Annotated in this window: 19 protein-coding genes, 3 tRNA genes and 1 pseudogene; 8 read left to right on the top strand and 15 right to left on the bottom strand. The window is 39.3% G+C overall.

The features are described from left to right. The 4 genes from DV434_RS03565 to rpsL form a co-directional block, all read right to left on the bottom strand. Positions 1-126, bottom strand: a 126-nt coding sequence (locus DV434_RS03565; RefSeq protein ID WP_239992769.1) for a GTP-binding protein, incomplete at its 3' end; no start/stop codon positions are given. A gap of 64 nt (positions 127-190) precedes the next feature. After that, positions 191-2,293 carry an elongation factor G gene (fusA, locus tag DV434_RS03560; protein ID WP_118785550.1) on the bottom strand — a complete coding sequence of 701 codons (2,103 nt, stop codon included), beginning with the start codon at positions 2,291-2,293 and terminating at the stop codon, positions 191-193. 83 nt (positions 2,294-2,376) lie between these two features. Beyond that, on the bottom strand, positions 2,377-2,847 hold the full coding sequence (gene rpsG / locus DV434_RS03555) for a 30S ribosomal protein S7 (RefSeq protein WP_005626581.1): 471 nt from the start codon (positions 2,845-2,847) through the stop codon (positions 2,377-2,379). Positions 2,848-3,004: 157 nt separating this feature from the next. Further along, positions 3,005-3,379 carry a 30S ribosomal protein S12 gene (gene rpsL / locus DV434_RS03550; protein WP_005543325.1) on the bottom strand — a complete coding sequence of 125 codons (375 nt, stop codon included), beginning with the start codon at positions 3,377-3,379 and terminating at the stop codon, positions 3,005-3,007. 269 nt (positions 3,380-3,648) lie between these two features. On the opposite strand from rpsL, the gene DV434_RS03545 reads away from it, so the two are divergent. The 3 genes from DV434_RS03545 to DV434_RS03535 all read left to right on the top strand — a co-directional run bounded on the left by DV434_RS03545 (position 3,649) and on the right by DV434_RS03535 (position 6,427). Next, entirely contained in the window at positions 3,649-5,034 is a 1,386-nt protein-coding gene (locus DV434_RS03545; RefSeq protein WP_192881495.1) for a chloride channel protein, read from the top strand. Between the two features lie 2 nt (positions 5,035-5,036). Next, positions 5,037-6,020, top strand: a complete 984-nt coding sequence (dusA, locus tag DV434_RS03540; protein WP_118785549.1) for a tRNA dihydrouridine(20/20a) synthase DusA — start codon at positions 5,037-5,039, stop codon at positions 6,018-6,020. A 170-nt stretch (positions 6,021-6,190) separates the two neighbouring features. After that, a complete protein-coding gene (locus tag DV434_RS03535; protein ID WP_118785548.1) occupies positions 6,191-6,427 on the top strand; it encodes a hypothetical protein in 237 nt (78 codons plus the stop codon). A 343-nt stretch (positions 6,428-6,770) separates the two neighbouring features. On the opposite strand, the gene DV434_RS03530 is transcribed toward DV434_RS03535, so the two are convergent. Then, complete coding sequence (locus DV434_RS03530; RefSeq protein WP_118785547.1) at positions 6,771-7,061, bottom strand: YfcZ/YiiS family protein; 291 nt, start codon at positions 7,059-7,061, stop codon at positions 6,771-6,773. A 22-nt stretch (positions 7,062-7,083) separates the two neighbouring features. Beyond that, positions 7,084-8,088 (bottom strand): tryptophan--tRNA ligase, encoded by a 1,005-nt coding sequence (gene trpS / locus DV434_RS03525; protein WP_118785546.1) that lies wholly within the window; start codon positions 8,086-8,088, stop codon positions 7,084-7,086. A gap of 128 nt (positions 8,089-8,216) precedes the next feature. Here trpS and hflD point away from each other — a divergent pair, with 128 nt between their 5' ends. The 5 genes from hflD to glmU all read left to right on the top strand — a co-directional run bounded on the left by hflD (position 8,217) and on the right by glmU (position 12,945). Continuing rightward, positions 8,217-8,834 carry a high frequency lysogenization protein HflD gene (gene hflD, locus DV434_RS03520; RefSeq protein WP_118785545.1) on the top strand — a complete coding sequence of 206 codons (618 nt, stop codon included), beginning with the start codon at positions 8,217-8,219 and terminating at the stop codon, positions 8,832-8,834. 22 nt (positions 8,835-8,856) lie between these two features. Continuing rightward, positions 8,857-10,227, top strand: coding sequence for an adenylosuccinate lyase (gene purB / locus DV434_RS03515; protein WP_118811468.1), 1,371 nt, complete (start codon positions 8,857-8,859; stop codon positions 10,225-10,227). Positions 10,228-10,498: 271 nt separating this feature from the next. Continuing rightward, positions 10,499-10,990: a 50S ribosomal protein L10 gene (rplJ, locus tag DV434_RS03510; RefSeq protein WP_005626605.1), complete on the top strand. Its 492-nt coding sequence runs from the start codon at positions 10,499-10,501 to the stop codon at positions 10,988-10,990. A 54-nt stretch (positions 10,991-11,044) separates the two neighbouring features. After that, positions 11,045-11,416: a 50S ribosomal protein L7/L12 gene (rplL, locus tag DV434_RS03505; RefSeq protein ID WP_005626607.1), complete on the top strand. Its 372-nt coding sequence runs from the start codon at positions 11,045-11,047 to the stop codon at positions 11,414-11,416. A 158-nt stretch (positions 11,417-11,574) separates the two neighbouring features. After that, complete coding sequence (gene glmU, locus DV434_RS03500; protein ID WP_118785543.1) at positions 11,575-12,945, top strand: bifunctional UDP-N-acetylglucosamine diphosphorylase/glucosamine-1-phosphate N-acetyltransferase GlmU; 1,371 nt, start codon at positions 11,575-11,577, stop codon at positions 12,943-12,945. Between the two features lie 39 nt (positions 12,946-12,984). Here the strand turns inward: glmU and DV434_RS03495 are convergent, their stop codons facing one another. The 9 genes and pseudogenes from DV434_RS03495 to DV434_RS03455 form a co-directional block, all read right to left on the bottom strand. Further along, entirely contained in the window at positions 12,985-13,296 is a 312-nt protein-coding gene (locus tag DV434_RS03495; protein WP_118785542.1) for a DUF5389 family protein, read from the bottom strand. A gap of 97 nt (positions 13,297-13,393) precedes the next feature. Continuing rightward, positions 13,394-13,470: transfer RNA gene (locus DV434_RS03490), tRNA-Arg, on the bottom strand. Between the two features lie 56 nt (positions 13,471-13,526). Then, positions 13,527-13,603 (bottom strand) — tRNA-Arg (locus DV434_RS03485). Positions 13,604-13,623: 20 nt separating this feature from the next. Further along, positions 13,624-13,718 (bottom strand) — tRNA-Ser (locus DV434_RS03480). A gap of 281 nt (positions 13,719-13,999) precedes the next feature. After that, entirely contained in the window at positions 14,000-16,477 is a 2,478-nt protein-coding gene (torA, locus tag DV434_RS03475; protein WP_118785541.1) for a trimethylamine-N-oxide reductase TorA, read from the bottom strand. Positions 16,478-16,505: 28 nt separating this feature from the next. Then, positions 16,506-17,606, bottom strand: a complete 1,101-nt coding sequence (locus DV434_RS03470) for a NapC/NirT family cytochrome c (RefSeq protein ID WP_118785540.1) — start codon at positions 17,604-17,606, stop codon at positions 16,506-16,508. A gap of 183 nt (positions 17,607-17,789) precedes the next feature. Next, positions 17,790-18,731, bottom strand: a complete 942-nt coding sequence (locus DV434_RS03465) for an alpha/beta fold hydrolase (protein WP_118785539.1) — start codon at positions 18,729-18,731, stop codon at positions 17,790-17,792. 78 nt (positions 18,732-18,809) lie between these two features. After that, positions 18,810-19,925, bottom strand: coding sequence for an aspartate-semialdehyde dehydrogenase (gene asd / locus DV434_RS03460; protein ID WP_118785538.1), 1,116 nt, complete (start codon positions 19,923-19,925; stop codon positions 18,810-18,812). A gap of 163 nt (positions 19,926-20,088) precedes the next feature. Next, positions 20,089-20,640 (bottom strand): annotated as a pseudogene (locus tag DV434_RS03455) (IS3 family transposase); the annotation flags it as partial. Between the last annotated feature and the right edge of the window lie 54 nt (positions 20,641-20,694).

Here is a 20,694-nt window from a genome sequence, read left to right as displayed (position 1 = left end):
ACCACCGTAGTGTTTAGATAATACGGTTGTGATTGCTGCTGTTAAAGTTGTTTTACCGTGGTCAACGTGGCCGATTGTACCCACGTTTACGTGCGGTTTTGTACGTTCAAATTTTTCTTTAGACATTGCTAATGTTTCCTAAGAAGTGCGGTATAAAACAATCATGTTTTACACCGCTGGTTTACAAAAATTATTTTTTACGCGCTTCAATTACTGCAGCTGCAACACTTGTTGGAGCTTCAGCATATTTTAACGGTTCCATTGAGTATGATGCACGACCTTGAGTTTGTGAACGTAAGTCTGTTGCATAACCGAACATCTCAGAAAGAGGAACTTCTGCATCGATTTTAACAACGAATTCGTTCGCTTCTTGGCCGTTCACCATAGCACGACGACGGCTTAAGTCACCAATTACATCACCAACGTATTCAGGTGGAGTTTCAACTTCAACTTTCATAATTGGCTCAAGTAGAACTGGGTTTGCTTTTGCGAATGCTGCTTTAAATGCTAAAGAAGCGGCTAATTTAAACGCTAATTCAGATGAGTCAACATCATGGTATGAACCGAAGTGTAAACGTACACCAAGATCTACTACTGGATAGCCCGCTAATGGACCAGATTTAAGTTGTTCTTGAATACCTTTATCAACCGCAGGAATGTATTCACCAGGAATTACACCACCTTTGATTTCATTTACGAATTCGTAACCTGGACCTTCTGGCTCTAATGGATATAAGTCAATAACAACGTGACCATATTGACCGCGACCACCAGATTGTTTTGCGTGTTTACCTTCCACATCATTAACACGAGTACGGATAGTTTCACGGTAAGATACTTGTGGTTTACCGATGTTAGCTTCCACTTTAAACTCACGTTTCATACGGTCAACGATGATATCTAAGTGTAATTCACCCATACCAGAAATGATGGTTTCACCAGATTCTTCATCAGTGTGAACACGGAATGAAGGGTCTTCTTGTGCTAAACGACCTAATGCTAAGCCCATTTTTTCTTGGTCAGCTTTAGTTTTTGGTTCTACCGCAACAGAGATTACTGGCTCTGGGAATTCCATACGCTCAAGGATAATTGGTGCTTCAATTGCACATAATGTATCACCAGTAGTTACATCTTTTAAGCCGATAGCAGCTGCGATATCACCTGCACGAACTTCTTTAATTTCTTCACGTTTGTTAGCGTGCATCTGAACGATACGACCAAAACGTTCACGTTTTTGACGTACAGAGTTTAATACTGTATCACCAGAATTAATAACACCAGAATATACACGGAAGAAAGTTAAGTTACCTACGAACGGGTCAGTTGCAATTTTAAATGCTAATGAAGAGAATGGTTCTTCATCACTTGCATGACGTTCGCCTTCAGTTTCATCAAGGTTGATACCTTTGATCGCCGGAATATCAGTTGGTGCCGGTAAGTATTCAACAACGGCATCTAGCATAGCTTGAACACCTTTGTTTTTGAACGCAGAACCACAAGTTACTAAGATGATTTCGTTTGCTAATACACGTTGACGTAATGCAAGTTTGATTTCTTCTTCAGAAAGATCTTCACCGCCAAGGTATTTTTCCATTAATTCTTCAGATGCTTCAGCCGCTGCTTCAACAAGGTTTTGACGCCATTCTTCGCAGTCTGCTTGCATATTTGCAGGTACATCTTCATAGGTGAAGGTCATACCTTGGTCAGCTTCGTTCCAGTTGATCGCTTTCATTTTGATCAAGTCAACTACACCGGTGAAGTTTTCTTCTGCGCCGATTGGAAGTTGAAGAGGAACTGCGTTGGCACCTAAACGGGTTTTTAATTGTTCAACTACGCGTAAGAAGTTCGCACCAGTACGGTCCATTTTGTTAACGAACGCGATACGTGGCACTTGGTATTTGTTAGCTTGACGCCATACAGTTTCGGATTGTGGTTGAACACCACCTACCGCACAGTACACCATTACCGCACCATCAAGAACACGCATAGAACGTTCTACTTCAACGGTAAAGTCTACGTGTCCCGGGGTGTCGATAACGTTGATACGATGTTGTTGGAACTGTTGTGACATACCTGACCAAAATGCGGTAGTTGCCGCAGAGGTAATGGTGATACCACGCTCTTGTTCTTGTTCCATCCAGTCCATCGTTGCAGCACCATCGTGCACTTCACCGATTTTGTGGCTAACACCGGTATAGAATAAGATACGCTCAGTGGTAGTGGTTTTACCAGCGTCAATGTGCGCACTGATACCGATATTACGATATCTTTCAATAGGGGTTGTACGAGCCATTATTATAACCTTGTTTATTTAATATCAGTTTATATAAGGGTAAGGCTTCATCAACGATGAAGCCCTTTAAATTCAAAAACTTATTACCAACGGTAGTGAGCAAATGCTTTGTTAGCTTCAGCCATGCGGTGAACGTCTTCACGTTTTTTCACTGCTGCACCTTTATTATCTGAAGCATCAGATAATTCGTTTGCAAGGCGTAAAGCCATTGATTTATCACCACGTTTACGTGCAGCTTCAACGATCCAACGCATACCTAATGCGTTACGACGTACAGGGCGCACTTCAACTGGTACTTGGTAAGTAGAACCACCAACACGACGAGATTTAACCTCAACAGTTGGACGTACGTTTTCAAGTGCAACTTCAAACGCTTCTAAAGGCTCTTTACCTGTGCGTTGTGCTAAAGTTTCTAAAGCACCATAAACGATTGATTCAGCAACGGATTTTTTACCGTCTACCATGATTACATTAATAAATTTTGCAAGTAATTCTGAACCGAATTTCGGATCTGGAAGAATCTTGCGTGCTTCAACACTACGACGACGTGGCATTGCGAATTTCTCCGTATTTTAATCTTCAGGATATCCAAAACCCATCAGCAATATTTCTCTTTGAGAAAATTTGCAGCGCAAAGCGCTTTTTGACTGGAGTTTATGGTTTAAATTGTTTTGCTAATTTAGACGTTTGGCCTTACTTAACGGAGAACCATTAAGCTTTAGGACGTTTAACGCCGTATTTAGAACGACCTTGTTTACGATCTTTAACGCCTGCACAGTCTAATGCACCGCGTACTGTGTGGTAACGCACACCCGGTAAGTCTTTAACACGACCACCACGGATTAATACAACACTGTGCTCTTGAAGGTTGTGACCTTCACCACCGATATAAGAAGTTACTTCAAAACCGTTAGTTAAGCGGATACGACATACTTTACGTAGCGCTGAGTTTGGTTTTTTAGGAGTTGTAGTATATACACGAGTACATACACCACGTTTCTGCGGGCAAGCCTCTAATGCAGGAACGTTGCTTTTTACAACCTTTTTCACACGCGGTTTGCGTACTAGCTGGTTGATAGTTGCCATTAAAAAAGCTCCAGTTTAAATGTTATTCAATAATAGAATGTTGTTCAAAAAATCTACTTCCATACAGAAATAGACGGCGAATTTTAATCGTTCTGAGGTTTATTGTCAATAATTAAACAGAGCCAAAGATCCGTGAAAGGATCTTTAGTTGCGTACAAAAAAACTCTTACAAAATTCACCGCACTTTTTATTCAAAATGCCAAACCAATTGCCCCAGCAAAATGACAGTTTTATAATTTCTACTTAATTAGTATTAAATTAATATGATTATGTTACGCTCGCTCAAATTTCACTTACGCTATTTCTTCCATAAAAAGCTACGCCAAACACACAGAATTTCCCACAAAAGTTTAGAATTTATCTGCCTAATTATAGGTGCGACATTTGTCTCACTCTTTTCATTTGGCTTTGCTAAATTGTCCGATCTTGGTCTAGAACTAAACGCTCACTGGTCATCTAAATATCCTATTGCAGTTTGGTTTATGTTACCCCTAGGCATGGCTTGCCTGACTTGGTTTACGAAAAAATATACTCCCTATGTAGGAGGAAGCGGTATTCCGCAAGTCATTGCATCAATTAATCTTCCTCATAGTAGCTATAAAACCAAATTAGTTGAATTCAACCAAACTATTTGGAAAATTCCTCTTACCTTTCTGGCTATGCTTATCGGTGCCTCTGTTGGGCGTGAAGGTCCATCAGTACAAGTTGGTGCGGCTGTCATGCTTGCATGGGGTAATTATTGTAGAAAACATAATTTAGCGTTTAGAGGATTAAGCACCAATGAATTACTTGCTACAGGTGCAGCGGGTGGGCTTGCTGCTGCCTTTAATGCACCTTTGGCTGGAGTGATATTTGCGATTGAAGAACTTGGACGTGGCGTAATGTTACGTTGGGAACGGCGCGTATTGATGGGGGTATTAGCCGCTGGTTTTATTCTTGTCGCGATTCAAGGAAACAGCCCTTATTTTCCACGTTATCAAGGGGTAACATCTGTTTCTTATCTCTATCTTTGGCTTGCAATTTGTGGGGTGGTTTGTGGCATTCTAGGTGGCATATTCGGACGATTATTAGCAAAAGGTATCGCAGGATTATCACCTGAAAAATGGCGTGGCTGGGTTCGCCAACATCCTATTTGTATTGCTTTATTATTGGGTTTAGCGCTTGCCGCATTCGGCAGTTACACTCGCGGACAAACCTATGGCACTGGCTATGAGGTTGTTGCACGCGTCTTAGAAGGGCAAGCCATAGATCCTGAAATTGGTATCCTTAAACTTTTAGCAACGGTGACCACTTATTGGAATGGTATTGCCGGTGGTATCTTTACCCCATCACTGACAACAGGCGCAGGCATTGGCGCAATGCTATGGGATCTCAGTGGTGGTATGGTCGATCAACGTTTTTTGGTGATTTTATGTATGGCGGCGTTTTTAGCTGGCGGCACACAATCGCCAGTTACAGCCAGCGTTGTTGTGATGGAAATGACGGGCGCACAACCCGTTCTCATTTGGCTCTTGATTTCCAGCATTATTGCATCCATAATCTCGCGCCAATTTAGCCCAAAACCATTTTACCACTTTGCTGCAGGCCGTTTTCGCCAGCAAATGCAAGCTCACCAAGCCGAAGAATTACGCAGCAAAACCGAACAAGAGAAATAAAAATGCCTCAAAATCTACCGCACTTTTACCGCGGCCGTTTTTCTGTTGCACCAATGTTAGATTGGACAACACGCCATTGTCGTTATTTTCATCGTCAATTTTCAAAGCATGCGTTACTTTACACTGAAATGGTCACCGCACCTGCGATTATCCATGCCAAATACGATCACTTGAATTTTGATTTACAAGAAAATCCCGTTGCGTTACAGCTGGGAGGAAGCGATCCTGAACAACTAAAACATTGTGCAAAACTTGCTGAGGAACGAGGTTATCACGAAATTAATCTCAATGTAGGATGCCCTTCTGATCGCGTACAAAATGGAATGTTTGGCGCTTGCTTAATGGCAAAAGCAGATTTGGTGGCAGACTGTGTAGAACAAATGCAAAGTGCGGTCAAAATTCCAGTCACTGTGAAAACACGTATTGGTATTGATGAATTAGACAGCTATGAATTTTTATGTGATTTTATTGAAAAAGTTCAAGGAAAAAGTTGCCAAGAGTTTATTATCCACGCACGAAAAGCTTGGCTTTCTGGGTTAAGTCCCAAAGAAAATCGAGAAATTCCGCCATTAGATTATGCTCGGGTGTATCAACTAAAACGTGATTTTCCACATCTAACTATTGCAATTAACGGTGGGATTAAAACCATTGAAGAAATGAAGCAACATTTGCAATATGTGGACGGCGTGATGGTTGGGCGAGAGGCCTATCAAAATCCAAGTTTACTTGGGCAAATTGACCAAGCCTTATTTGATCCTAACGCTGCAATTGTTACCGCTCATGAAGCTGTACAGTCAATGCTTCCTTATATTGAACAACAACTTAATCAAGGCATACACCTTAATCATATCGTCCGCCATATGTTAGGCACATTCCAAAATTGCAAAGGTGCTCGTCAATGGCGACGCTACTTAAGCGAAAATGCATTTAAACAAGGTGCGGGAGTTGAAGTAGTTGAAACCGCCTTGCATTTTGTTGAGATATAATAATTTTTCAATCGAAAACAACAGAAAATTGTCTAAGTATAAAAAATACACTGATATTTTATATCCTTTTCTACTTATCAGAATATCACTAAATTTTCAAAGAAGTATACTTCTTTTACTTCCTATTGACATAGGAAGTAAAGTGCCTTGCTGAAAAGTAGAGAATAACTATGTTTGAATTACGAGATGAAGAGATAAATTTCCTAAATCAGTTAAATAACTTAATTACTAATTCTTCTGAAATTAAAGATAAATTAGAATTTTTATCTAAGAAGTTAGATTTTATGAAAATGCTACATCATCAAGAAATTCAATGGTTAAATATTCAAGTTGAACGTCAAAAAATCAATGACAAGTTTGAATTAGATTCTAGACAATTAGCAAGGGAAACTAACTTAATAAAGTAAGGAGTTTTATATGTCTGATTACGATAAAGATGAAAATGAAAGATTATATGATCTTTATGATGATGCAACTGAAGAAGAGCGTGAACAAATAGATCGTGGTTTTTCGACCGATAAAGACGATTAATCTTAACAAGGTTGTATCGGTTTAAAATCGGGTCTGCACTCTAAAAGTTGGGTTAAATAACCCGCTGATTAAGGTGCAGATTTTTTATATTCATAAAAAGGTAAGATTATTAATAATTGATTAAGCGGTTATTATTAATCAGAAATGGATGCTTATATAAAGTTTGGGATAGGGTCAAAATAAGCCGCAAAAGTGCGGCTTACTTTTTAGCTGTTTTTCTTACGCAATACGCATTTGAAAAATCACCAATTCAGCTTGGCAACAGAAAGTGAAATCTGCCTTTAATAAATAGCCATCATCCACTTTTGTAATTTCAGATTGAATTTCACAAGGTTCACTTTCTACATCACGCGCTTTCTGAGTAAAAAATGCGAGCGCTTCTTGCGCTTGTTCTTCACTGTCATAAACATATTCAATAACCTGATTACAATCACGATTATCGAAAAGTGATTTCATATCAAATGTGTTACAACCTACACATTCAATCGGTTTTTCAGTTTGAATTGCCATAATATTATCCCTTTTATTCAGATTATTTTGCAGCAACAAAACCCACTGCTTCATACACTTTCACCAAGGTTTCTTGCGCTTTTGCACGCGCTTTTTCCGCACCTTGTCGTAAGATATTATCTAATAAAGTTTCATCATTACGATATTGATGAAAACGTTCTTGTAAACCAGCAAGTAAAGTTGATACTTCATCCGCTACTGCAGTTTTTAAATGTCCGTACATTTTACCTTCAAATTCTTTTTCAAGATCAGCAATTGGCTTATCCGTAACCGCAGAAAGAATATCTAAAAGATTGGATACCCCCGCTTTATTTTGCACATCATAACGAACAACAGGCGGCTCATCTGAATCTGTTACGGCACGTTTAATTTTCTTCGCCACAGATTTTGGATCTTCCAAAAGAGTCACTACATTGTTGCGGTTATCATCTGATTTTGACATTTTCTTTTCAGGATCTTGTAATGACATAATACGCGCACCTGCTTTTCCAATGAAAATTTCAGGAATGGTGAAAATATTGCCATAAAGCGCATTAAAGCGGTTTGCAATATCACGCGTAATTTCTAAGTGTTGTTTTTGGTCATCGCCAACAGGCACGCTTTTTGCTTGATAAAGTAAAATATCCGCCGCCATTAACACTGGATAATCAAACAAACCCACGTTAATATTTTCTGCATAACGTGCTGATTTATCTTTGAATTGGGTCATTCGGCTCATTTCACCAAAATAAGTGTAGCAGTTTAACACCCAACTTAATTGCGTGTGCTCTGGAACATGAGATTGAACAAAAATAGTACTTTTATTTGGATCAATTCCGCACGCTAAATAAAGTGCAAGCACATCAAGCGTTGCTTTGCGAAGGGCAACAGGATCTTGACGCACAGTGATCGCATGTAAATCAACTACACAGAAAATACATTCATAATCCTCTTGCATTTTCACCCAGTTGCGCAACGCGCCCAAATAATTTCCGATAGTTAATTCACCAGAAGGCTGCACGCCACTAAAAACAATTGGTTTTGCCATAATCAATCCTTAATACCTTAAAACTGTTCGCACATCATATCAGAAACTCTAGGCTTTTTTAATGTTCGAGTTCAAAAGCTAGGTTAAAAATGCTATATTTAACGAAAACGTTTTCCTAATAGTTCCTAATGAAAAACTACCACGATATTGTTCTTGCCCTTGCTGGCGTGTGCCAATCAGCAAAATTGGTTCATCAACTTGCAACAGAAAGTCGAGCAGATTCAGATACATTTTTAACCGCACTTAATAGCCTTTTCATTACCCAACCACAACGAATCGAAGATGTTTTTGGTGGCGAAGTTCGTCATTTAAAATTAGGTCTAGAAACCTTAATTCATCAGCTCAACGCGCAAGGCGATAAAAATTTAACTCGCTATTGGCTAAGCCTTTTAGCATTAGAAGGAAAATTATCGAAAAATCCCGATGCTAAACAAACATTGGGCAATCGAATTTCTCGCCTAAAAGAACAAGAAATTCATTACGCTCGCGATAGTGAAACAATGTTATCTATTATGGCAAATATTTACAGCGACGTTATTAGCCCATTGGGCAAAAAAATTCACATCCTAGGCTCACCTGATTATTTGCGACAAGAACTCGTGCAAAATAAAATTCGTGCAGTGCTACTTGCAGGCATTCGCTCTGCTGTGCTATGGAAACAAATGGGCGGAACAAAATGGCAAATTTTATTTTTCCGCAGAAAATTACTTGCCACCGCAAAACAGATTTATTCTTCTATTTATTAATACAATTCTGGAGCAAACATTTATGCAACTCTCTACACTGACCGCACTTTCCCCTCTTGATGGTCGTTATCAAGATAAAGTAACTCCATTACGCGCTATTTTTAGCGAATTCGGGTTAATGAAATTCCGTGTAGCTGTGGAAGTCCGTTGGTTACAAAAATTAGCTTCAACGGCAGACATTACCGAAGTACCGCCATTTTCTACGCAAGCAAATGCTTTTTTAGATGGAATTGTGGTTAATTTTAATGAGACCGATGCTGCGCGTATTAAAGAAATTGAGCGTATAACTAATCACGATGTGAAAGCCGTTGAGTATTTTCTGAAAGAGAAAATTCAAAATGAAGTAGAACTAGTGGATGTTTCCGAATTTATTCACTTCGCTTGCACCTCAGAAGATATTAACAACCTCTCTCACGCATTAATGTTAAGCACCGCTCGTGACGAAGTGATTTTACCAGAATGGAAAAAACTGATTGATGAAATCACTCGTCTTGCAGAAGAATATAAAACGATCCCATTACTTTCTCGCACACATGGCCAGCCTGCTTCACCAAGCACAGTGGGCAAAGAAATGGCGAATGTCGTTTACCGCCTAAAACGTCAATTTAAACAACTCCAAAACGCGGAAATCTTAGGTAAAATTAATGGTGCGGTAGGTAACTACAATGCACATTTATCGGCATATCCTAATATTGATTGGCATAAATTCAGCGAAGAATTTGTCACTTCATTAGGTATTCAATGGAATCCTTATACCACTCAAATTGAACCGCACGATTACATCGCTGAATTTTTTGATGCTGTAGTACGCTTTAATACCATTATCATTGATTTTGATCGTGATTTATGGGGATACATTGCATTAAATCACTTTAAACAACGAACTATTGCTGGTGAAATTGGTTCTTCTACCATGCCACATAAAGTCAATCCAATTGATTTTGAAAATTCAGAGGGCAATCTAGGGTTAGCGAATGCAGTAATGACTCATTTAGGTCAAAAATTACCAATTTCTCGCTGGCAGCGTGACTTAACGGATTCAACCGTATTACGTAATTTAGGCGTAGGATTAGGTTATTGTTTGATCGCTTATGCCTCCACACGCAAAGGCATTAGTAAACTTGAAGTAAATCAACCGTACTTATTAGAGGAACTCAATCAAAACTGGGAAGTTTTGGCTGAACCAATTCAAACCGTAATGCGTCGCTACGGAATAGAAAAACCTTACGAAAAATTAAAAGAATTAACGCGAGGTAAACGAGTGACGGAACAGGCTATGCGTGAATTTATTGATAAGTTGGCTATTCCACAAGAAGAAAAATTACGTTTACAAAAATTAACACCCGCTACTTATATTGGAGCCGCAGTGGAATTAGTAGAGAAACTATCATAGGAATTTGGCTCTTTTTCCAACAATATTCTTTACAAGAACATAGCTTTTCTCTATAATCTTGCGCCTGTGTTAGTCAATCTAACAAATTTCTGGTTGGTGCTTGACCTATTCAAGCCCCATCCAAGACCGTAGGGGAGTAATCTTAATTATCCTACGTAGATGGTGAACAGAATAAGAATTTTTCTTGCTTCTGGGCGCCGAAGTCATCCTAATCTTAGGATTAGGTAAATTAATTCCGAGTAATCGGAGTGTATTCAGGAGCTAAAAGCCAATGGCATTAAATCTTCAAGACAAACAAGCAATTGTTGCTGAAGTAAATGAAGCAGCCAAAGGTGCACTTTCAGCAGTAATCGCGGATTCTCGCGGTGTAACTGTTGAAAAAATGACTGAATTACGTAAATCAGCACGTGAAGCTGGCGTTACAATGCGTGTAGTTCGTAATACTTTATTACGTCGCGCAGTTGAAGGCACAGATTACGAATGCTTAAAAGATACGTTTGTAGGTCCAACACTTATCGCGTTCTCTAACGAACATCCGGGCGCAGCTGCTCGCTTGTTCAAAGAGTTTGCTAAAGCAAACGATAAGTTTGAAATTAAAGGTGCAGCCTTTGAAGGTAAAATCCAAGATGTTGAATTCTTGGCAACATTACCAACTTACGAAGAAGCGATTGCACGTTTAATGGGCACAATGAAAGAAGCTGCAGCAGGCAAACTTGCTCGCACCTTCGCGGCATTACGCGACAAATTACAAGAAGCAGCTTAATCATTAAGCGTTTCTTACTTCATCTAACTTTATTTATTTTAGGAATTGATTGTTATGTCATTAACTAACGAACAAATCATTGAAGCGATTGCTTCAAAAACTGTAACTGAAATCGTTGAATTAATCGCAGCGATGGAAGAAAAATTCGGTGTTTCAGCAGCGGCAGCAGTAGCAGCAGCTCCAGCAGCAGGCGGCGCAGCGGCAGCAGAAGAAAAAACTGAATTCGACGTAATTCTTGCAGCAGCTGGTGCTAACAAAGTAGCAGTAATCAAAGCAGTACGTGGTGCAACTGGTTTAGGCTTAAAAGAAGCTAAAGATTTAGTTGAATCTGCTCCAGCAGCATTAAAAGAAGGTGTTTCTAAAGAAGAAGCTGAAGCACTTAAGAAAGAATTAGAAGAAGCTGGTGCACAAGTAGAAGTTAAATAATTTCTCTTTTAACCACTTTAAAATTCAGAAAACCGATGGGAAACCATCGGTTTTTTCCTATCTATAAAGCCACAACTTCCTTAATTTAAAAACTTATCATCTTCTCCTTTCTACGATAAAATATCTCCTATTATTATTGATAAATAAAGAGAAAATCTATGACAACAAAAGCATTAAGTGCGGTAATTTTAGCAGCCGGAAAAGGAACCCGCATGTATTCCGATTTACCCAAAGTACTACATACAGTAGCAGGGAAACCAATGGTAAAACATGTAATTGATACTGCTCATCAATTAGGCGCAGAAAATATTCATTTGATCTATGGCCACGGTGGAGACTTAATGCGTACCCATCTTGCAAATGAACAAGTAAATTGGGTATTACAAACAGAACAACTTGGCACAGCACATGCAGTTCAACAAGCAGCACCGTTTTTTAAGGATAACGAAAATATTGTTGTACTTTACGGCGATGCACCATTAATAACTAAAGAAACATTAGAAAAATTAATTGAAGCGAAACCAGAAAATGGCATTGCATTGCTTACCGTAAATTTAGATAACCCAACAGGCTATGGACGAATTATCCGTGAAAATGGGAATGTTGTAGCAATTGTAGAACAAAAAGATGCAAATGCAGATCAACTAAATATTAAAGAAGTAAATACTGGCGTTATGGTATCTGATGGTGCAAGTTTCAAAAAATGGCTAGCTCGTGTAGGCAATAATAATGCTCAAGGCGAATATTACTTAACGGATCTTATTGCCCTCGCAAACCAAGATAATTGCCAAGTTATTGCTGTACAAGCAACAGATGTCATGGACGTTGAAGGTGCAAATAATCGCTTACAATTAGCCGCACTTGAACGTTATCTCCAAAATAAACAAGCCTCCAAGTTATTACTTGAAGGCGTAATGATCTACGATCCCGCTCGCTTTGACCTACGTGGAACATTAGAGCATGGGAAAGATGTGGAAATAGACGTTAATGTTATTATCGAAGGTAGTGTTAAACTAGGTGATCGCGTAAAAATTGGCGCAGGTTGCGTATTGAAAAATGTTGTTATTGGCAATGATGTAGAAATAAAACCCTATTCAGTGATAGAGGATTCTGTAGTGGGAGAAAAAGCAGCAATTGGTCCATTTTCTCGTTTACGCCCAGGTGCAGAACTCGCAGCTGAAACGCATGTCGGTAACTTTGTAGAAATTAAAAAATCTACCGTTGGTAAAGGTTCTAAAGTAAATCACCTGACCTATGTTGGCGATTCAGAAATCGGCTCAAATTGTAATATTGGTGCGGGTGTCATCACCTGTAATTACGATGGCGCAAATAAGTTTAAAACGATCATCGGTGATGATGTATTTGTGGGATCGGATACACAATTAGTCGCACCAATAAAAGTCGCAAATGGCGCAACTATTGGTGCTGGAACAACAATTACACGCGATGTAGGTGAAAATGAATTAGTGATTACACGAGTTCCTCAACGCCATATTCAAGATTGGCAACGCCCAACAAAGAAAAAATAAAATAGCATAAAAAATCCTACATTTTATCGTAGGATTTTTTTATAAACCGATTTTACAAATCATAATTAAAACTACATAAAAAATGACCGCACTTACTACCAATAATTTAAAAGCCAATTTTGGCTTTCTCTGATGTAGGCGATATAAAATTCGAGCTACCACCGCAAGAATAATAGGATAAATCCAAAAAAATATTGAGAATAAATTAACTTGCCAAGTTTCTAAGTTTGAATTTTTCTCAAATGTAGTGGAAAGCAACAGAGCCATCGGACATAACAATACAGGAGCACAAAAAATAGCTAATCCCCAAGAAAATAAACTAAAGCCACGAGGCAAAGATTGTCTTGTCATAATTTAAAAATTTTACAAATAAAAGATAATTACAATATAGCAAATACTGTGATTATTAGAAAGCAAGTGGAAATCAATAGACTTGAATAAAATGAAATGGCGCACCCGAAAGGATTCGAACCTTTGACCGCTCGGTTCGTAGCCGAGTACTCTATCCAGCTGAGCTACGGGTGCGTAGATGATGCTTTAATTATTCATGACCATTTTTAGAAGATAGAGCCGTTTTAAAATGGCGCACCCGAGAGGATTCGAACCTCTGACCGCTCGGTTCGTAGCCGAGTACTCTATCCAGCTGAGCTACGGGTGCAGAATAAATAAAACAAACAATGGCGGTGAGAGAGGGATTCGAACCCTCGATGGAGCTTTTTAACCCCATACTCCCTTAGCAGGGGAGCGCCTTCAGCCTGCTCGGCCATCTCACCACAATCGGTGTGAGCGGTATAATACGTTTTTTAGAAAATATGTCAAACCATTTTTTGAAAAATATACCTGTTTGAATGTTTTATCTACACATTAAATATATTATTGAATAAAAATCTACTCATTATTCAAAAATACTAAAATCTTAGATATTGTTTCCCGTCTTAATTCATCTTGCTCAAATAACACCTCATGTTTAGAATTTAGTGCTGTTAATGCCCCTTCGTTCTATTATTAAAAGAAGAACCGCACTTTTTAAAGTGCGGTTATATTTTTAATAGTTTTACGCCATCTGTTTAGGTTGTTTAAATACCGTAACTTCTGGTGCTACATCTGTAAATTTCTCAATCTGAACGATACAAGTATTTGGTGAATTGCCTTGTGCCAATTTAGATGTACCTTCATCTCGAGTTAACACATTTGCACAACCATTTTTACATAATGGTTTTTCACCTTTACCAAGTTCATGTGGGTCATACCATGCGCCCTCATGTAGAGCAATGGTACCTTTGATGATATTTTCTGTTACAACAGCACCTGCAAGCACTTGTCCACGTTTGCTATGAATGCGAACAACATCACCTTCTTTAATTCCACGTGCGACTGCATCTTCAGGATGAATCATCACTGGTTCACGATCATTTACTGCGTATTTTTGACGTAATGAAGTATGCGCTAATTGGCTATGTAAGCGATAATAAGGATGTGGCGTCACTAAAGCTAACGGATATTCTTCCGTCACATTACCCGCAAACTCTTCAGGCTCCATCCAACTAGGATGACCTTTACAATCGTTATAATTCATCTTCTCAACAACATCAGAGAAAATTTCAATTTTACCTGACGGCGTGCCGAGAGGATTGAGCAATGGATCTTCACGGAATTCACTATAACGCACCCATTTCTTCGCAGCTTCACCCGCCTCAAAACTTAATGGTTTATTTTCTGCCCAGAATTTGTCAAAACGTGGCATTGCTACACGATTTGCACGTGCAGCACTAAAGGCTGCATTATAGAATTCTTCCAGCCACTCCATTTCAGTTTTACCTTCAGTGTATTGTTCTTCCACACCGGCACGTTTAGCAAGCTCAACGAAAATATCGTAATCATTTTTCGCTTCAAATTGTGGTGGAACCACTTGTTTCATTGGATAGACACTCATCATAGAGTAGTCGCCAGCCATGGTTAAGTCATTACGTTCATAACTCGTCGTAGCTGGTAACACAATATCTGCCATGCGTGCAGTTGGAGTCCAGTTCACCTCATTGACAATCACCACATCAGGTTTCTGGAAAGCTTTCACTAAGGTATTGGTATCTTGATGGTGAACAAACGGGTTACCACCTGCCCAATACACCGCTTTGATGTCAGGATAAGTAATTTCAGTACCGTTATACTGAATTTTTTTGCCTGGATGGAGCAATACATCAGCAATACGCGCTAATGGGAACGCGGATTTAGACGTATCATCTAACCATGTTTTTGCACCCGCTTTGCCTGATGGACTTGCGGTAATGGAGCCGATAATACCCCCTGTCGCCGTTGGCACCCCACCATTTGAATAGTGATAACTCAAACCGAAACCACCACCTGGCAAGCCAATTTGTCCTAACATAGACACTAGAGTGACTAACATCCAGTGGGTTTGTTCACCATGGCGTTGGCGTTGCATACCCCACCCCCCCATTAACATGGTACGTTTGCTAGAGAAATCTGCTGCAAGCTGTTTAATCGTTTCTGCTGGTACACCACAAATTTTTGCCGCCCATTCTGCTGTTTTTGGTTGACCATCTGTTTTACCTAATAAATATTCCTCGAATTTAGCATAACCCGACGTATATTTTTTCAAGAAATCTTTATCGTGCTTACCTTGTTCAACTAAAGTATGTGCAATACCAAGCATTAATGGCACATCCGTTGCTGTATTCACTGGAATCCATTCTGCATTCAGCATTTGGCAAGTTTCGCTTTTTTGCGGGTCGATACAAATAATGCGTTTACCACTCGCTTGGAATTTTTTGAAATATTCAATCCCTTTTTGGTCGGTAGACATCCAAGCAATACGCATGGTTGTGAGTGGGTTTGCAGACCAAAGCACAATAATATCGCTATTTTCTAACACAGATTCCCAGCTGGTTTGCTGTTCATAGACTTCAATAGTACCAAGCACATGTGGCATGATTACTTGCGCAGCACCCGTAGAGTAGTCCCCTTTGTGTCCCACAAAACCACCGGTAGCGTTCATGTAGCGCTGTAATAACGTACGAGAAGCATGTAATGAACCACAACTAAACCAACCGTAAGAACCGGCAAAAATGCCTGTTGGCCCATGTTCATCACGCACACGTTTAAGTTGATTGTGTACTAAATCTAACGCTTCATCCCAAGAAACACGCACCCATTCATCACGACCACGCATTGTGGTATCGCTTTTTCCAGGGTTAGCTAAAAAGCCTTTACGCACCATTGGATATTTCACGCGAGTTTCGCTATATAGCTGATCAGCAACAACAGTTTGTAATTCGTTCGGTACAGCAGGTTCAATAGCTGGACCGGATTTCACAACCTTACCATCTTCCACAACCACACCAAGTGGTCCCCAGTGAGCCGCAGTAACTACTGTTTTCATTTCAGCTTCTTTTGCAACCGCACTTTTTGATACAACGCCCACCATACCACCAGAAAGGGCACTACCTGCCACGCCTAAAGATGTTTTTTTCAGAAAATCACGACGTTGTTCGTTTACGTTATTCTTTTTCATTTCAGCCTCGTTTTAGATAGTTAATTCATTATTGTTTTGCCATATCTTTGGCATTGCGTTGCAGATAAATAGTTAATGCACGTACTTCATCTTTGTTCATTGATGTACGGTCTTTCATGGAATTCACCACACCAATCCATTGGTTAGCCGTGTAATGATCTGCGCCAATTGCCGCGTGACAACCACTACATTGAGTTTGGTTTAACTGATTGCCATATTGATTAAGTGCGGTCAGATCTGATGACATTTTTTCTTTTGCGACATTCACCACAACATTGATTTCTTTCCACTCAGAATCAGTTACTGCATCATGTACTGTTTTTACTACTTGAACATGGTTACGTGCATCTTCATCCAATAAAGCAAGCGTGATACGTTTGCCTAATTCTTGATAAACAACCGCTTCAGCTCCTACTTGTTGCCAACCATGTAAAATACCTTGAACTTGATCACCATTTACTTTCCATTGCATTAATTCTGCATAAGGCATGAGGCGAACCTCATTTCCTTTATCATTGGTCGCTTTCACCATTTCAGTAGCGAAAATAGCATAACCATCTGAGATTGTGCCACCTTTTGCTTCAGAGGATTTTTGTGCATTTTGATCGCTATGCACTTCAGGAAGGAAGTGAACAATGCCCTTATGACAATCAATACAAGTTTGGCCATTTGTTTGAGCATCTGTATGGGTTTGTTTTGCTAATTTAGTTTGTTTTGAAAGCTCCATTGCATCAAAACTGTGACAGCTACGACAGGTTTCTGAATCATTAGCTTTCATATCATTCCATACCATTTGAGCAAGCTCTGCACGGTGGGCTTCATATTTTTCTTTATTCTCAATCTTGCCTTGTACTTCATACCACAAGTCTTTTAAAGCAATAAATTTAGCTTTGACATAATGCCAACCTTCTTTTGGAATATGGCAGTCTGAACATTGTGCTCGCACGCCTTTTGCATTAGCAAAGTGACTCGAACCTTCCCATTCTTCTTTTGGATAGCTCATTGAATGACAACTGACACAAAACTCCGGTGAACTTGTTTTATGCATAACCCACTGCGTTCCCCACAATGCCACAGCGCCGACACCAGCCAAGCAAAGTGCGGTGACGATTTTCTTCATTTTTGACATAGACACTCCAACGATACAAACGACAAAAAACATAACTACAAATAAGTATTATGGATTGTAGGGATATAGTGAGAAAGAAACTATGATCTTGCTCAATAAAAGGCTAAACACTCATAAGATAGAAATAAAAAACATTATATAAATAAATATATAATGTTTTGTGTTTAATCTAATTAGGAAAATTTAAGAATGAAGAAATTGATTCACTCGCTCAAGCACGGCTTTTCTCACGTTATCCTTTTCAAAAAGGATTTCATGTTTTGCTTGAGGTACAAGCATAGATTCTGCATGCGGAAAAAGTGCGGTCAATTTTTCAAGGTTTTTGTTATCCACAATTTTTTCTTTTTCCGCTTGTAAAATAAGCACGGGTGTTTCCACTCTTGGAATGATTTTAGGGAGCGCTTTGATTGCATTTAAACACAAATGTACCCAACGGAATGTCGGGCCGCCTAAGTGAATAGCTGCGCGTTTCCGATTAACTCGGTTCATCCATTTCATTCGCGTTTTAGAATGGCTAAGTTCATTAAGGTTTAAATCTGCCGGTTTGTAATGTCCTTTACCAAAAACATAGCGGTGACCTTGACCAAATGCCATCATCGTTGCAATGATGACTTCATCTCGTAATGGGTGTTTCATTGGAACGCCAAAGAAAGGCGAAGAAAGCACAGCCTTTTTAATCTGATGATCGTAATTGGCTAGATAATAGGTGGAAATCAAAGCGCCGAGGGAATGTGCGAGAATATATTGCGCTTGATAAGCATAAAGTGCGGTCGTTTTTTCAATGATTTTTGCCATATCATCGGTATAAAAACGAAACTCATCTAAATGCCCTTTTTCAGAATCCGTCAACAAATGGGTTGAATAGCCTTGACCTCGGTGATCAAATAGCAACACATCATAGCCTTGATGATAAAAATCATAAGCTGGCTCTGACCATTTCAACATATTTTCAGCACGGCCACTCACCAAAATCATCAATTTTCTATCCGCACTTTTAGCGTGTGTTAAATGACGATAAGCGATTTGAACGTTATTTTTGCCAATGAAATATTGCGTTGGAAATTGATTGAAAAAAGGTAACAGTTCGGTAAAGACAAATTGAGTAAAGTGGGATTCTCGATTCATAAGTTTTTAGATGGGATACATCAACGCATACAAAAGAAAGAAAAAGTGCGTGAGATTTTACTTCACGCACTCTGCCAATTATGCTACCAATTGTTTTAAGATACGGCGAACTGGCTCTGCAGCACCCCATAATAATTGGTCACCCACAGTAAAGGCAGCCAAATATTCAGGGCCCATAGCCAATTTACGTAAACGACCCACTGGCACGCTTAATGTACCTGTTACTTTCGCTGGGGTTAATTCACGTAATGTGGTTTCTTTGTCATTTGGAATCACTTTCACCCATTCATTGTGCGCCGCTAAAATTTGTTCAATTTCTTCTAACGGTAAGTCTTTTTTCAGTTTGATGGTGAATGCTTGGCTGTGGCAGCGTAATGCACCGATACGCACACATAAACCATCAACAGGAATTGGATTGTCGCTTAAACCTAAAATTTTGTTGGTTTCTGCATAACCTTTCCATTCTTCTTTAGTTTGTCCTGTTTCAGGGAGAAGTTTGTCAATCCAAGGGATTAAGCTACCCCCTAATGCTGCACCGAAGTTTTCAGTTGGGAAGCGATCAGAACGCATTTCTGCAGTCACTTTACGTTCAATATCTAAAATAGAAGAAGCTGGGTCTTTTAATTCACTTGAAACCGCTTGTTCTAATAAACCCATTTGTGAAAGTAATTCACGCATATTTTTTGCGCCCGCACCTGAAGCCGCTTGGTAAGTTGCGACAGATACCCATTCCACCAAATCTTTTTCAAATAGACCGCCGATAGCCATCAACATTAAGCTCACGGTACAGTTACCGCCCACGAAAGTTTTAATACCTTTTTTCAAGCCTTCAGAAATCACGTGTTGGTTTACCGGATCAAGTACAATAATTGCATCATCTTTCATGCGTAGTGCAGAAGCAGCATCAACCCAATAACCATCCCAGCCTGTTGCTTTTAATTTTGGATAGACTTCATTGGTGTAATCGCCACCTTGGCAAGTCACGATAATGTCTAATTTTTTGAGTTCTTCAATATCGAATGCATTTTTAAGTTCGCCTGCATCCTTGCCACCAAATACAGGTGCTTTTTGACCTGCTTGTGAAGTTGTAAAAAATACGGGATTAAGATTCGCAAAATCATTTTCCTGCGACATACGATCCATTAATACGGAACCCACCATTCCGCGCCAGCCGATAAAGCCTACATTTTTCATTGTTGTTTCCTTAGTTTGTTGTGTTTGAATAGAATTATTAATTACAAGATAGCGTTAGCAAAATCAAGTATTTTTCATGGAAATTTACATTTTGCGAAAGAAATTAAATAAGAAATAAAAAAGAGCGGTCAATTTAATGATCTGACCCCAAAAAGTTAGACTGTTATTTAAAGGATTGTTTTCGATATTGTATCGGACTCAGTCCTTTTAATTTTAGTTGAATCCGTCGGTGGTTATAGTAATCCAAATAATCCCTGACGACATCAACTATCTCTTCTCTGCTGTTAAATTCCCGACCATAAAAACATTCCGTTTTTAATCGCCCAAAGAAACTTTCCATCGCTGCATTGTCCAAGCAATTCCCTTTTCTCGACATACTTTGAATAATGCCATGTTCAGCCAAGATTCGACGATAAGCTACCATTTGATACTGCCAGCCTTGGTCTGAATGTAAAATGACACAACAAGCGTTGTTTAATCCTTTGACGGCTTGCATTAACATGTCCTCTACTTGCACCCAGTTTGGGGAATAGCTTAGATTATATGAGACTATCTCATTGTTAAATGAGTCTAAAATTGGTGATAAATAGACTTTACTCCCATCTTTTACCTTAAACTCGGTGATATCGGTCACCCATTTTTGTTTCGGGGCCGTTGTGTTAAAATCGCGTTCAAGATGATTCGGTGCAATCACCCCTATCGTGCCTCGATAGGGGGTGTTGGTTTGTTGAGTCCAATTTTTGGGGGCAGATCATTTTTTAGGGATTTT

It is taken from the genome of Haemophilus haemolyticus, assembly GCF_003493685.1.
Taxonomy (GTDB): domain Bacteria; phylum Pseudomonadota; class Gammaproteobacteria; order Enterobacterales; family Pasteurellaceae; genus Haemophilus; species Haemophilus haemolyticus_O.
Note: the sequence above shows the minus strand (reverse complement) of the source record. Positions and strands in the feature narration are given on the sequence as shown.